At 66.3% G+C, this 13,228-nt stretch carries 11 protein-coding genes; 5 read left to right on the top strand and 6 right to left on the bottom strand.

Features of this window, described 5'->3' with window-relative positions; all coding sequences use genetic code 11:
- Positions 1-15 precede the first annotated feature (15 nt).
- Genes ACEN9K_RS11670 through ACEN9K_RS11660 form a run of 3 tightly spaced genes read right to left on the bottom strand, consistent with a single transcriptional unit; the run spans position 16 to position 3,628 of the window.
- Positions 16-927 carry a MaoC family dehydratase gene (locus ACEN9K_RS11670; RefSeq protein WP_018771144.1) on the bottom strand — a complete coding sequence of 304 codons (912 nt, stop codon included), beginning with the start codon at positions 925-927 and terminating at the stop codon, positions 16-18.
- The gene (locus ACEN9K_RS11665) at positions 924-2,264 is read right to left on the bottom strand and encodes a 3-oxoacyl-ACP reductase (RefSeq protein ID WP_018771145.1); all 1,341 of its coding nucleotides are present in this window, start codon (positions 2,262-2,264) and stop codon (positions 924-926) included. Before ACEN9K_RS11665 ends, ACEN9K_RS11670 begins: the two co-directional genes overlap by 4 nt.
- Positions 2,265-2,272: 8 nt before the next feature.
- A complete protein-coding gene (locus ACEN9K_RS11660) occupies positions 2,273-3,628 on the bottom strand; it encodes an acetyl-CoA C-acetyltransferase (RefSeq protein WP_018771146.1) in 1,356 nt (451 codons plus the stop codon).
- A 19-nt stretch (positions 3,629-3,647) separates the two neighbouring features.
- Here ACEN9K_RS11660 and ACEN9K_RS11655 point away from each other — a divergent pair, with 19 nt between their 5' ends.
- Together ACEN9K_RS11655 and ACEN9K_RS11650 are read left to right on the top strand one after the other, a co-directional pair.
- On the top strand, positions 3,648-4,418 hold the full coding sequence (locus ACEN9K_RS11655; RefSeq protein ID WP_495634447.1) for a TetR family transcriptional regulator: 771 nt from the start codon (positions 3,648-3,650) through the stop codon (positions 4,416-4,418).
- A gap of 1 nt (position 4,419) precedes the next feature.
- On the top strand, positions 4,420-6,534 hold the full coding sequence (locus ACEN9K_RS11650; protein ID WP_495634446.1) for an acyl-CoA dehydrogenase family protein: 2,115 nt from the start codon (positions 4,420-4,422) through the stop codon (positions 6,532-6,534).
- A 104-nt stretch (positions 6,535-6,638) separates the two neighbouring features.
- Here the strand turns inward: ACEN9K_RS11650 and glgA are convergent, their stop codons facing one another.
- Positions 6,639-7,844, bottom strand: coding sequence for a glycogen synthase (gene glgA, locus ACEN9K_RS11645; RefSeq protein WP_043425351.1), 1,206 nt, complete (start codon positions 7,842-7,844; stop codon positions 6,639-6,641).
- A 102-nt stretch (positions 7,845-7,946) separates the two neighbouring features.
- Here glgA and glgC point away from each other — a divergent pair, with 102 nt between their 5' ends.
- The 3 genes from glgC to ACEN9K_RS11630 all read left to right on the top strand — a co-directional run bounded on the left by glgC (position 7,947) and on the right by ACEN9K_RS11630 (position 11,383).
- Complete coding sequence (gene glgC / locus ACEN9K_RS11640) at positions 7,947-9,356, top strand: glucose-1-phosphate adenylyltransferase (RefSeq protein WP_018771150.1); 1,410 nt, start codon at positions 7,947-7,949, stop codon at positions 9,354-9,356.
- A gap of 86 nt (positions 9,357-9,442) precedes the next feature.
- Positions 9,443-10,894 carry an SDR family NAD(P)-dependent oxidoreductase gene (locus ACEN9K_RS11635; RefSeq protein WP_268003138.1) on the top strand — a complete coding sequence of 484 codons (1,452 nt, stop codon included), beginning with the start codon at positions 9,443-9,445 and terminating at the stop codon, positions 10,892-10,894.
- Between the two features lie 18 nt (positions 10,895-10,912).
- Positions 10,913-11,383 (top strand): pyridoxamine 5'-phosphate oxidase family protein, encoded by a 471-nt coding sequence (locus ACEN9K_RS11630; RefSeq protein WP_026266057.1) that lies wholly within the window; start codon positions 10,913-10,915, stop codon positions 11,381-11,383.
- 51 nt (positions 11,384-11,434) lie between these two features.
- Here the strand turns inward: ACEN9K_RS11630 and ACEN9K_RS11625 are convergent, their stop codons facing one another.
- Together ACEN9K_RS11625 and ACEN9K_RS11620 are read right to left on the bottom strand one after the other, a co-directional pair.
- Positions 11,435-12,286, bottom strand: a complete 852-nt coding sequence (locus ACEN9K_RS11625; RefSeq protein ID WP_018771153.1) for a transglutaminase family protein — start codon at positions 12,284-12,286, stop codon at positions 11,435-11,437.
- Positions 12,283-13,209 (bottom strand): alpha-E domain-containing protein, encoded by a 927-nt coding sequence (locus ACEN9K_RS11620; RefSeq protein ID WP_018761308.1) that lies wholly within the window; start codon positions 13,207-13,209, stop codon positions 12,283-12,285. The genes ACEN9K_RS11625 and ACEN9K_RS11620 overlap by 4 nt, the downstream gene beginning before the upstream one ends.
- Positions 13,210-13,228 lie beyond the last annotated feature (19 nt).

Here is a 13,228-nt window from a genome sequence, read left to right as displayed (position 1 = left end):
CGGGAACCGGGCTGGCTAGAGCGCGGCAACCGTCCCGCTGAAATGGCGGCGCCCCGAGCGGGGGCTCCAGGCGACAAAGCGCGAGTGTTTCCATGCCCCTGATCCGCTTTGTTCGGTGGCGATTTCCAGGGCAACCCGGGAGGGCAGGAACACCGGAGCCTCGAACTCCACGTCCCACGTGAAGGAGTCACCGCGGGCAGGGCCGACATCTGCGAGCGCACGCGAGGCTAAGTACATCCCGTGTGCTATCGAACGCCGCATGCCCAGCGCTTTTGCCGACAGCACGCTCAGGTGGATCGGGTTGAAATCCCCGGATACCGCGGCGTAGGCCCGCCCCGTGTCAACGCCCAGGTGCCACAGGGCCGTCGGGTCCGGCGGCGTGAAATCGGCCTTCGGTGGCAGCGCAGTAGGTTTGTCGATTCCGGGCAGGAACACGCCCTTGGCCAGGTAAGTGGAGACGCCCCGCCAATGCACATCCGGCGAGCCGGCAGGGCGCACTTCCGCTACCACGTCCACCTGCGTGCCGGAACGGTGCCCACGGAGGTTTTGCACCCAAGCGGTCATGTCCAGAACGTCCGTGAAGACCAATGGGGACCTTTGTTCGACGCTGTTGTGCAGGTGGATCATGCCCAGCAGGGGCAGCGGGAAGTCGTCGCGGTTAAGGACGCTCATGGCCAGCGGGAATGCGATCGCGTGGATGAAACCGGCAGGCAGGACATCGCTTGCCGTCTCACCGATCAGGTGCTGGTAGGCCGTGAGGTTTTCCACCCCCACCACCACCCCCCTGACTTCATGGCTCTCGGCCGGGAGGACGGCGGAGTCATGTGTGCCCAGGAGCCTGCGCCGTGCCGCCTGGGCGGCGGCGTTGACGTAGAGCTTGGACAAGGACGGCATCTCGGCCAGGATCACCGGCTGTGCGAGCGTCATGCCCCCACCAGGTTTTGCCCGCACACCCGCAGCACCTCCCCGTTGATTCCGCCTGCGGCGTCGCTGGCGAGGAACGCTATGGTCTCGGCGACGTCGGAGGGCAGGCCGCCCTGCTGGAGTGAGTTCAACCGTCGTGCCACTTCACGGACGGCGAAGGGGATGCGCGCGGTCATGTCGGTTTCGATGAATCCGGGTGCCACCGCATTGATGGTGCCGCTCCGGGACGCGAGCAGCGGGGCGCTGGCACGGACCATTCCCACAACTCCCCCCTTGGATGCGGCGTAGTTGGTTTGTCCCCGGTTCCCGGCGATGCCGCTGGTGGAGGCAACAGAAACGATACGCGGCGAAGACCGGAAGTGTTCTGAGGCCATCAGGGCCTCGTTGATCCGGAGTTGGGCGGCGATATTGATGTTGATGACCTGGTTCCACCGCGCCTGGTCCATGTTGGCCAGCAGCTTGTCCCGCGTAACCCCGGCATTGTGCACCACGATGTCCAGACGTCCGTACCGCTGTATGGCGTGGTCGATGATCCGCCGGCCCGCGTCCGCTGCGGTGATGTCGAGCTGCAATGCCGTCGCGCGTACCTCATTGGCTACGGCCGCCAGCTGGTCTCCCGCTGCCGGAATGTCCACCAGGACCAGCGTGGCACCATCGCGGTGCAGCGTCCGGGCAATCTGCGCGCCGATGCCGCGGGCTGCGCCGGTAACTACTGCCACTTTTCCTGCAAGTGGCTTTTCCGGGTCGGCGGGCAGCGCGCCGTCCTCCGTTGAAACCGTGAGGAACTGTCCGTCCACGAACGCTGAACGGCCGGAGAGGAAGAACGTGATGGCACCGAGCGTGCTGGGGCTGGTGGAAGTGGTGCCATCAGCGAGGAGCACACCATTTCCGGTTGCTCCCGCACGCAGTTCCTTGGCAAGGGATCGCAGGAAGCCATCCACCCCCTGGCGTGCTGCTGCAGCGTCGGGAGTGGCAGCTTCCGCCGCCGGGCGGGACAAGGTGATGATCCGGCCCCCGGCCCGCAGGTCGCGGAGGGAACCCGCGGCCGCCAACACAGGCTTTTCCAGGTCCGCCGGGTGCCCGAGCTCATCGAGGACCAGGATGATGGCACCCAGTTTTTCGGCCGGAACGGCGTGCCGCCTGACATCGAGGTCCCAGGACAGCAGCTCGGCGGCAAGTTTGTCCGCGCCGGGGGTGTCGCCCAGGACAACGACAGGCCCGGTCACCAGGGGCTGCCCCGGCTCGTAGCGGCGCAGGACAGCGGGCTGCGGAAGGCCGAGTTTCTTTGCGAGGTTGCGGCCTACGCCGCTGTTGACCAGTTGTGCGTATGTGTCAGCCATGCCGTCCCCTACAGAGATTCCAGGATCGCGACGACGCCCTGGCCGCCGGCTGCGCAGACGGACACCAGGCCGCGCGAAGGACGACCTGTGGACGCCGACTTGGCGTGGAGCATCTTGGCAAGCGTGCCGACAATGCGGCCGCCGGTCGCCGCAAACGGGTGGCCCGCTGCCAGCGAGGACCCGTTGACGTTCAGGCGCGAGCGGTCGATGCTGCCAAGAGCACCGTCCAGGCCGAGGCGGGTACGGCCGAATTCCTCGTCCTCCCACGCGGCCAGGGTGCTGAGGACAGTGGCGGCGAATGCTTCGTGGATTTCGAAGAAGTCGAAGTCCGCCAGCGTAAGGCCTTGGCGGGCAAGGAGCCTGGGCACAGCGAACACGGGGGCCATCAGCAGCCCGTCCTTGCCGTGGACAAAGTCCACGGCCGCAGCTTCAGCGTCCACCACTGCTGCCAGCTTCGGCAGGTCGCGGGCATCTGCCCACTCGTCGGACGCCAGCAGCACTGTGGAGGCACCATCGGTCAGTGGGGTCGAGTTTCCTGCCGTCATGGTTGCATCTGCCCCGAGGTTCCGGCCAAACACCGGCTTCAGGGACGCAAGCTTTTCCAGCGATGTATCGGCCCGCAGGTTGGCGTCCCGCGTCAGTCCGCGGTAGGGGGTCATGAGGTCATCGAAGAAGCCGGACTCGTAGGCGGCAGCCAGATTGTGGTGGCTGTTCAGCGCCAGTTCGTCCTGGGCTTCGCGGGAGATCTTCCATTGTGCCGTTGTGAGGGCCTGGTGTTCACCCATGCTCAGGCCGGTGCGGGGTTCTGCCGTGCCCGGGGCCAGCGGTGCCAGGTCCTTGGGCCGGAGGCGGCTCAGGATCTGCAGGCGCTGGGGAAGTGTCTTGGCGCGGTGAAGGTCCAGGATGACCTCGCGCAGCCCTTCGCTGACTACCACCGGCGCGTCGGAGGCTGAGTCCACGCCACCGGCAATGGCCGAGTCGATCTGCCCGAGCTTGATCTTGTTCGCCAGGCCCACCACCGTTTCAAGTCCCGTGGCGCAGGCCTGCTGGAGATCGTAGACCGGGGTCTCGGCGGAAAGTGCCGAGCCCAGCACGGCCTCCCGGGTGAGGTTGAAATCCCTGGAGTGCTTGAGCACGGCGCCGGCGGCCACCTGGCCCATCCGTTCGTCCTGGAGCCCAAAGCGTGCGATCAGTCCGTCCAGGGCAGCTGTAAGCATGTCCTGGTTGGAGGATTTTGCATAAGCGCCGCCGGCACGGGCGAACGGGATCCGGTTGGCCCCTACGATCACTGCCCTCCTGGTTGCCGGGACCCCGGCCGCGATTGATCCGTCGGGTGTGGGGGTGGACTGTCCGTCTGTGGACATGGATGGCTCCTCTGGTCACATGTGGTTACCGATACCCAGCGTACCTGATACGCTGGGTATCGTGAACTTTCAGGACACGCGCTTTCCAGCGACGGTTGAGCTGCCGTCTTCCGCCAGCGCTGACGGCCGTTCGGCGCGCTGGCAGAGCCACCGGGAGGAACGGCGCCGCGAACTCATCAAGCAGGCCCGCCGCGCTGTGCACGCACTGGGCAGCGACGCCTCCATGGAGGACATTGCAACGGCGGCAGGAACCTCGAAGTCGGTCTTTTACCGGTATTTCGGGGACAAGGCCGGACTGCAGCAGGCCGTGGGCGAAGTGGTCCTCAGCCAGATGCAGCACCGCATCCAGGAAGCAGCGCAAAGCGCTGTGACCCCCCGGGAAGGTTTACTGGCCATGGTCTCGGCATACCTGCAAATGGCGGACACCAGTCCCAACGTGTACACGTTCGTCACGAGCTATGCCCCCGGCGACCCCGCCAACCCGCCGCATCCGTCGGCGGCAGGCGGCCCGCTGGGCCACTTCTTTGACGCAATTGCGGACATGATCGCCACCCCCATGCGGTCGCACCTGGGCGACGACAGGGAAACCGTCATCGGCTACTGGCCCAAGGCGGCAATCGGCCTGGTGCGGAACGCCGGCGAACAATGGCTCAGCACTCCGGACTCCCCCTCCAAACCAAGCCAGGAGACCATGGCGCGCCAGATCACCGCCTGGCTGTGCGTGGGCATAGCCCCCGAACTCACTCCTGCCCCACCGACCACCAAGTTATCCGCCAAAGAAGGACTGTGACATGACTGACGTAGTGGACCGCCCCGCCCGCAAGGGGCTTCGCCCCGCGGCGACCCCTGCAGCCAAACCCGCAGGCAGCAGCCCTGCCCCCGCCGTCGACGTCGAGGCACTCGGCCGGCAGCTCCTGGGCAAGTGGGCCGACGTGCGGCTCCAGGCAAGGGACCTGGCCGCCAGGCCGGAACTGCACAAGACCGAGGGCCTGACGCACACCGAACACCGCGCCCGCGTGTTCGACCAGCTCAAATACCTTGTGGACAATGAAGCCGTGCACCGCGCCTTCCCGGCGGCACTGGGCGGTTCCGACGACCACGGCGGTAACATCGCCGGGTTCGAGGAGCTGGTGGTGGCTGACCCGTCACTGCAGATCAAAGCCGGCGTCCAGTGGGGACTCTTTGGATCCGCGGTGATGCACCTGGGCACCGCAGACCACCACGCCAAATGGCTGCCGGGAATCATGAACCTCGAAATCCCCGGCTGCTTCGCCATGACAGAGACGGGCCATGGTTCGGACGTGGCCAGCATTGCCACCACCGCAACCTACGACCCCGCCGCCGGGGAATTCATCATCCACACCCCCTTCCGCGCCGCTTGGAAGGACTACATCGGCAACGCCGCCATCGATGGCCTGGGCGCCGTGGTGTTCGCCCAGCTGGTTACCCGCGGGGTTAACCACGGGGTGCATGCCTTCTACGTTGACCTGAGGGACCCCGCCACCAGGGAATTCCTGCCCGGGATCGGCGGGGAGGACGACGGCATCAAGGGCGGCCTGAACGGAATCGACAACGGCCGGCTGCACTTCACCGACGTCCGCATCCCGCGGACGAACCTCCTGAACCGGTACGGCAACGTCGATGCCGACGGGACCTACACGTCGCCCATCGCCAGCCCCGGCCGGCGCTTCTTCACCATGCTGGGAACGCTGGTGCAGGGCCGGGTGTCACTGGACGGTGCCGCCGTCGCAGCGTCCAAAGTGGCCCTGAAAGCAGCCATCCAGTACGCCACCGAACGCCGCCAGTTCAACGCCTCGTCGCACACGGAGGAAGAGGTCCTGCTCGACTACCAGCGGCACCAGCGGCGCCTCTTCACCCGGCTTGCCACCACTTACGCGGCCGGCTTTGCCCACGAGCAGCTCCTGCAGAAGTTCGACGATGTCTTCTCCGGTGCCCACGATACCGACGCGGACCGACAGGACCTGGAAACCCTGGCCGCAGCGCTGAAGCCGCTGAGCACCTGGCACGCCCTGGACACCTTGCAGGAATGCCGGGAAGCCTGCGGCGGCGCCGGCTTCCTGATTGAGAACCGGTTCGCATCACTGCGCGCCGACCTGGACGTGTATGCCACCTTCGAGGGCGACAACACGGTGTTGCTCCAACTGGTGGCCAAGCGTCTGCTGGCCGACTACGCCAAGGAATTCCGCAGCGTGGACTTCGGCGTGCTGGCCCGGTACGTGGTGAACCAGGCTGCCGGCGCAGCTGTCCACCGCACCGGACTGCGCCAGGTGGCCCAGTTCGTGGCCGACACCGGTTCGGTCCAAAAGGCTGCCATCGCGCTGCGGGACGAGGAAGGCCAGCGCGCCCTCCTTACCGACAGGGTGCAGACCATGGTGGCCGAGGCCGCGGCTGCTTTGAAGGGCAGCAAACGGCTGCCGCAGGACCAGGGCGCCGCCTTGTTCAACCGGCACCAGAACGAACTTATTGATGCCGCCCAGGCGCACGCCGAACTGCTGCAGTGGGAGGCGTTCACGGACGCCCTGCAGCAGGTGGACGACCCCGGAACCAGGAAGGTGCTGACCTGGCTGCGGGACCTATTCGGCCTGTCCCTGATCGAGAAGAACCTGGCCTGGTACCTCATGAACGGCCGGCTCTCCATGCAGCGGGCACGCACCGTGGGCGGGTACATCAACCGGCTGCTGGAGAGGATCCGGCCCCATGCCCTGGACCTGGTGGACGCCTTCGGGTACGGCGGGGATCACGTGCGGGCGGCCATCGCAAAGGGCGCCGAGAAAACCCGGCAGGACGAGGCCCGGGCCTACTTCCGTAATGAAAGGGCAAGCGGGCAGTCGCCCGTGGACGAGAAAGTCCTGATTGCCAGGACGACAGCGGCCCGGAAGGCCTGATCAGCCGCCGGCGCGCAGGCCCGGAAAGCACGACGGCGCCGCTCCCCCTGGCTGGGGAGCGGCGCCGTCGTTGTTGCCGTCCTTAAGCGTCCGTGGCGGTACGCTCAGCGGGCCGCAGGCAGCACCGAGCGGTAGACCTCAAGGGTGGTCTCCGTGATGGACTCCCAGGAGAAGTGCTTTTCGGCGCGCTCCCGGCCTGCCTCTCCCATTGCGCGGGCCCGTGCGGGATCGGATACCACCTCGGTGAGGGCCTCAGCGAACTCCTTGACGAACTTTTCAGGATCCAGGGGCGTGCCGGTGCCGTCGGTCACCTGCTCCAGGTCCACCAGGAGTCCGGTCCGGCCGTGCTCAACCACCTCGGGGATACCGCCCGTGGCGCTGGCCACCACGGCTGCCCCGCAGGCCATGGCTTCGAGGTTGACGATGCCCAGCGGTTCATAGATGGACGGGCACGCGAAGGCGGTGGCATGGCTGAGCACCTGGATCAGCTCATGGCGCGGCAGCATCCGTTCGATCAGGACAACGCCTGTGCGCTGCTTCTGCAGCTCTTCGATGAGCGCTGCGGTTTCGGCTGCCAGTTCGGGGGTGTCGGCGGCGCCGAGGCACAGGACCAACTGGACATCGGCGGGAAGCTTCGCCGCCGCCCGCAGGAGGTAGGGGACGCCCTTCTGCCGTGTGTTTCTTCCCACAAAGACGACGCTTGGCTTGGCGGGGTCGATGCCTAGGGCGCGGACGGCGTCGTCGTTTTCATCACGCTGCCAAAGCTCCACGTCGATGCCGTTGTGGACCACGCGGACCTTTGTGGGATCCACGTTGGGGTAGCTGCGCAGGATGTCCTGGCGCATGCCCTCGGAGACGGCGATGATCGCCGCAGCCGCTTCATAGGCCGTCTTTTCCACCCAGGAGGACAGGGCGTAGCCGCCGCCGAGCTGCTCAGCCTTCCAGGGCCGCAGCGGCTCAAGGCTGTGCGCGCTGAGAACGTGCGGGATACCGTGCAGCAGGGAGGCCAGGTGCCCGGCCATGTTGGCGTACCAGGTGTGCGAATGGACCAGGTCCGCGCCTTGGACGTCGGGCACGATTCGCAGGTCCACGCCCAGGGTCTGCACCGCTGCGTTCGCCCCGCCCAGGTCCTCCGGGACCTGGTAGGACGTCACGGTCGCGCCATGGTAGTCGGCGTCGCGGGGAGCCCCAAAAGCACGAACCTGCAGGTCAACGTGCTTGCTAAGCACCCTGCTCAATTCGGCTACATGCACCCCGGCGCCACCGTAGATCTCCGGCGGGAACTCTTTAGTCACAATGTCTATTCGCACAAGACCCAAGGTAGTCCTTCACGCATAACTGTTCTAGTGTGAAGGAGTCCGGGCCTACCGGACTGTCTTGGGGAGTTACGAAGGCGTACAGGAGCGACCATCATGCCGTTAACGAAAAAAGTCCTGGCCATTGTCCTCGCAGGTGGCGAGGGAAACAGGCTGATGCCATTGACGGCAGACCGGGCAAAGCCCGCCGTGCCCTTCGCCGGCAGCTACCGCCTCATCGACTTCGCGCTGTCCAACTTGGTCAATTCCCGCTACCTCCAGATCGTGGTGCTGACGCAGTACAAGTCGCACAGCCTCGACCGGCACATCTCCGAGACGTGGCGGATGTCCACCCAGCTGGGCAACTACATCGCTTCGGTTCCCGCCCAGCAGCGCGTAGGCAAGAGCTGGTTCCTGGGCAGCGCCAACGCCATCTACCAGTCCCTGAACCTCATCCACGACGCCAACCCGGACATTGTTGTGGTGGTGGGCGCCGACCACGTGTACCGCATGGACTTCGCCCAGATGGTGGCACAGCACGTGAACAGCGGTGCCAAGGCAACGGTGGCGGCAGTGCGGCAGCCGCTGCACATGGCCGACCAGTTCGGCGTCATCGAAGTGGACCAGAACGATCCCCAGAAGATCGCCGCCTTCGTTGAGAAGCCGTCCTCCACGCCCGGCCTGGCTGCCGATCCTTCACAGTTCCTGGCCTCCATGGGCAACTACGTGTTCGACGCCGATGCCCTGGTGGCTGCGCTGCACGTGGACGCTGAGCGCCTGGACACCAAGCACGACATGGGCGGGGACATCATTCCCTACTTCGTCAACCGCGGCGAGGCCGGCGTTTACGACTTCACGCTCAACGACATCCCCGGCTCCACCGAACGCGACCGCACCTACTGGCGCGACGTTGGCACCATCGACTCCTTCTACGACGCCCACATGGACCTCATCTCCCCGCTGCCGGTGTTCAATCTCTACAACTCCGAATGGCCCATCTACACGCGGCAAAGCATTTCCCCGCCGGCCAAGTTCGTCCGCGGCAAGAACAACACCGTGGGCACGGCGCTGGATTCGATCGTCTCCAGCGGCGTGGTGATCTCCGGCGGCGTGGTGGAAGGCTCCGTGCTGTCCAACGACGTATACGTGGCCACCAGCGGCAGGGTCATCGACTCGGTACTGATGGACAAGGTCCAGGTGGGCGAAGGGGCAGTGATCAACCGGGCCATCCTGGACAAGAACGTCAAGGTGCCAGCTGGTGCCGCCATCGGACTGGATCCGGACCTTGACCGCGCCCGCGGCTTCAAAGTCACCGATTCCGGCATCACTGTCCTTGCCAAGGGCCAGGAAGTCCCTGAGCCGGGCGAAGAGGAACGCCGGCTCGCTGCACGGCACCTCAGCCAGCTGCCCAACGCCGTGAAGGCCGCCACGGACCAGTACCCGAACATGCGCGAGGCCGCGGACAAGGTGGCTGACACGCACGCCGCCGCGGCCGCGGAAGCCGCGCCCGGCGCCAGGGTTTCCTGACCCCGGGCCCTCCCCAAAGGCATCCTGCAGGCCGGGACACCGCTGATGGTGTCCCGGCCTGCGGCGTACGCTGTAAAATTTCCCCAATGAGCTCCCCCGATCTGACCCCTGAGGACATCCAGGCCTGCCTCAAGGTCCTGAACACCATCCACGCCTATGACGAGGAGCACCCGGACTACATCTCGGTACGCCGCGCCACCGGAAAGATGTTCAAGGCCGTCAAGCGCCACCGCAGGGTCACCAAGCGCGACTCGATCGCCGACGCCGACCGGGCCGTCATTGCCCAGACGGCCACCGCCGCACCGGACCGGATCGATGACGAGACCCGCGGCAACAAGCTGGCGCCCTCAGCCACCGGCAAGATTGCGGGCCACCTCATCCGGTCCCGCCCCTGCTACATCTGCAAGCAGCACTACACGCAGGTGGACGCCTTCTACCACCAGCTCTGCCCCGAATGCGCTGCCTTCAGCCACAGCAAGCGCGACGCCCGGACCGACCTGACCGGCCGCCGCGCCCTGCTGACCGGGGGCCGCGCCAAGATCGGGATGTACATCGCCCTCCGGCTGCTGCGCGACGGGGCGCACACCACCATCACCACCCGCTTCCCCAAGGATGCGGCCCGGCGCTTCACCGCCATGGAAGACAGCGGCGAGTGGCTGCACCGGCTCCGGATCGTGGGCATCGACCTGCGCGATCCTGCCCAGGTCATGGCACTGACCGACTCCCTCAACGAGGCCGGTCCACTGGACATCATCATCAACAACGCCGCCCAGACCGTGCGCCGCTCCGGCAACGCCTACAAGCCGCTGGTGGACGCCGAGGACGAGCCGCTGCCCGCGGCGCTTGAAGCGGCCAACGGCGGCCCCGAACTGCTGACCTTCGGCCATGCCCATGACAAGCACCCGCTGGCGCTTGCAGGCAGCGTCACCGAACATCCGGTCCTGGCCGGCGACGCCATCACATCACTGGCATTGTCCACCGGATCCGCATCGCTGGAGCGGATCGCTTCGGGGACCGCCATCGACGCCGGCGGCCTGGTCCCGGACCTTGCCACCATCAACAGCTGGACCCAGGTGGTGGACGAAGTGGATCCCCTCGAGATGCTCGAGGTGCAGCTCTGCAACGTCACCGCGCCGTTCCTGTTGGTCAGCCGCCTGCGCGGGGCCATGAAGCGCTCCTCCGCACGGCGGAAGTACATCGTGAACGTCTCAGCCATGGAGGGCCAGTTCTCCCGCGCCTACAAGGGCCCGGGACATCCGCACACCAACATGGCCAAAGCCGCGCTGAACATGATGACCCGCACCAGCGCCCAGGAGATGCTGGACACCGACGGCATCCTGATGACCGCGGTGGACACCGGCTGGATCACGGACGAACGTCCCCACTTCACCAAGGTCCGGCTCATGGAGGAAGGCTTCCACGCACCCCTGGACCTGGTAGACGGCGCGGCCCGCGTTTACGATCCAATCGTCATGGGCGAAAAGGGCGAGGACCAGTACGGTGTCTTCCTGAAGGATTACAAGCCCAGCCCTTGGTGAAGGGCGTATGCTCACCGCATGAGCAACGAGTCATCTACCCAAGTGCAGAACCTCGAACACCATGAATGCTGGGCCCTGTTGCGTACCGTGTCCGTGGGCAGGCTGGCAGTACTGGTTGAGGGACGCCCGGACATCTTCCCGGTGAATTACACGGTGGACGGCGGCACGCTGGTCTTCCGGACCGGCCAGGGAACCAAACTCTCGGCGGCGACCGGCGACGATGCTGCAGTAGCCGTGGAGGCGGACGGTGTGGACGCCGACACGGGCCTGGCATGGAGCGTGGTGATCAAGGGCACCGCCGCCCTGGTCAAGAGCACCGAGGAGGTGCTGGAGACCTCCCGCCTGTACCTCTTCCCGTGGCAGTCGGGGCGGAAGGACGCATTCGTGCGCATCACCCCGGACTCGGTCACGGGCCGCCGCTTCAAGGTCACTGATCCGATGACATGGTGGACCCAGATCAGCAGCACCGCCAGGACGGCGCCGGAATAGAGCCGGCGGCCCGGGTTCCCCGGCGATGGAAGCCGGGGAACCTGACGTGGCTCAGGCGAGCTGCGTGATCTCCACGCTGACTTTCAAGGCGGACCCGCCGCCTCCGGACAGGATGCCCTTGAGCGGTGGCACGTCCCGGTAATCCCGTCCGCGGGCCACCGTGACGTGGAAGTCGCCGGCGGGTTTGTGGTTGGTGGGATCCCAGCTGCGCCAGTCACCGTCCCACCATTCCAGCCACGCGTGCGACTGCCCGGCCACGGTCTCGCCGATGCCGGCGCTGGACCGCGGGTGCAGGTAGCCGGACACATAGCGGGCCGGAATGCCGCAGCTTCGCAGGGCACCGATGGCCAGGTGCGCCAGGTCCTGGCACACGCCCTGGCGCTGGCCCCAGGCTTCCTCCGCATTGGTGGTGACGGCGGTGGAGCCGGACATGTACGTCATCTCCCCCCGCATCCAGGCAAAGACGGCCATGGCGGCCTCGTGCGGGTTTTTCCCGGCCACGACGTCCGGGATGATGCCCAGCACTTCGTCGCCCGGCCCGCTCAGCCGGGACTGCGGCAGCCAGTCGCTGAACGCGTCCAGCGTCTCCGGGGAGGCAAGGACGTCCCAGCCCACGATGTCCGCTTCAGCCGGGATCTTCTCGGCACGGTGGACTTCCACCGTGATGTTGGAGACCACCTCGAGGTTCTCGTGCGGCATCTGCATGTCGAACGCGGTCACCCTGGTCCCCCAGTAGTCGCGGTACGTGCTCACCGCAGCCTGGGACGGGGACACCTTCACCACGGACTCCAGGACCACCTGCTGCGAATCCGTCAGCGGCGTCATCCGGGCCTCGTTGTAGGACAGGGTCACCCGTTTGTTGTACTTGTAGGCCGTCCTGTGGACGATGCTCAACCGGGTCATGACACTTCTCCCACCCAGGCAAGTTCGTCCGCCTGATTGAAGTACTTACGGGAAATGGCATCCGAGGCCTGGGACACTGCCTTCTGTACACGCTCCATGTGCTCGGGCAGTTCGGACATGAGGTCATCCGTCCGGTGGAACTCAAGGAAGGTCCGGGCCTGCCCCACGATGCGGCGGGCGTCGTTGATGAAGCCCACCCGCTGCGCGGACGGGTCCAGCTTGGCCAGGCACTCGTCGGCGTCCCGCAGCGCGTAGACGATGGAGCGGGGGAACAGCCGGTCCAGCAGCAGGAATTCGGCGGCGTGCTGGTCCCCGAATGCCGCCCGGCGGGTGCGCAGGAAGGATTCATAGGCACCGGCGCAGCGCAGCATGTTGACCCAGGACATGCCGGCGGAGAGCACGTCGCGGGTGGACAGCATCCTGGCCGTCATGTCCGCGCGTTCCAGCGAACGGCCCAGGACCAGGAAGAGCCAGCTTTCGTCATGGCTCACTGTGGTGTCGGCAAGGCCGCTGACCATGGCGGTGCGCTCCAGGGTCCAGTTGCAGAAGCGGTAGGTGCCCACCACGTCCTTGCGGTGCTGGCTCAAGCCGTAATAGGTGGTGTTCAGGCTCTCCCAGAGGCCCGAGGACACGGTTTCGCGGGCACGGCGGGCATTCTCACGGGCAGCACCCAGGGAGCCGGCGATGGACGTGGCGCTGGTCTTGTCGTAGGCCAGGGCATGGAGCAGTTCCGGCAGGCCGAAGTCCTCGCTCTGCGGCCGGGCACCCATGACCGCCAGCAGTTCCTGGGCCACGCTCCTGCGCTCCTCCATGGGGAGGTGGTTCAGGCGTTCCAGGTGAACGTCAAGGATGCGGGCGGTTCCGTCCGCCCGTTCGACATAGCGGCCGATCCAAAACAGGGACTCGGCAATACGGCTAAGCATTCGCGGCTACCTCCAGCGT

Source organism: Pseudarthrobacter sp. Pseusp20 (assembly GCF_059492155.1).
This window is presented reverse-complemented; position numbering and strand designations above follow the sequence as displayed.

Excerpts from the sequence above, each read along its gene's own strand:
- ACEN9K_RS11670 (WP_018771144.1), bottom strand. The coding sequence starts at position 927 with ATGACGCTCGCACAGCCGGTGATCCTGGCCGAGATGCCGTCCTTGTCC.
- ACEN9K_RS11665 (WP_018771145.1), bottom strand. The coding sequence starts at position 2,264 with ATGGCTGACACATACGCACAACTGGTCAACAGCGGCGTAGGCCGCAAC.
- ACEN9K_RS11660 (WP_018771146.1), bottom strand. The coding sequence starts at position 3,628 with ATGTCCACAGACGGACAGTCCACCCCCACACCCGACGGATCAATCGCG.
- ACEN9K_RS11655 (WP_495634447.1), top strand. The coding sequence starts at position 3,648 with ATGTGGTTACCGATACCCAGCGTACCTGATACGCTGGGTATCGTGAAC.
- ACEN9K_RS11650 (WP_495634446.1), top strand. The coding sequence starts at position 4,420 with ATGACTGACGTAGTGGACCGCCCCGCCCGCAAGGGGCTTCGCCCCGCG.
- glgC (WP_018771150.1), top strand. The coding sequence starts at position 7,947 with ATGCCGTTAACGAAAAAAGTCCTGGCCATTGTCCTCGCAGGTGGCGAG.
- ACEN9K_RS11635 (WP_268003138.1), top strand. The coding sequence starts at position 9,443 with ATGAGCTCCCCCGATCTGACCCCTGAGGACATCCAGGCCTGCCTCAAG.
- ACEN9K_RS11630 (WP_026266057.1), top strand. The coding sequence starts at position 10,913 with ATGAGCAACGAGTCATCTACCCAAGTGCAGAACCTCGAACACCATGAA.
- ACEN9K_RS11625 (WP_018771153.1), bottom strand. The coding sequence starts at position 12,286 with ATGACCCGGTTGAGCATCGTCCACAGGACGGCCTACAAGTACAACAAA.
- ACEN9K_RS11620 (WP_018761308.1), bottom strand. The coding sequence starts at position 13,209 with ATGCTTAGCCGTATTGCCGAGTCCCTGTTTTGGATCGGCCGCTATGTC.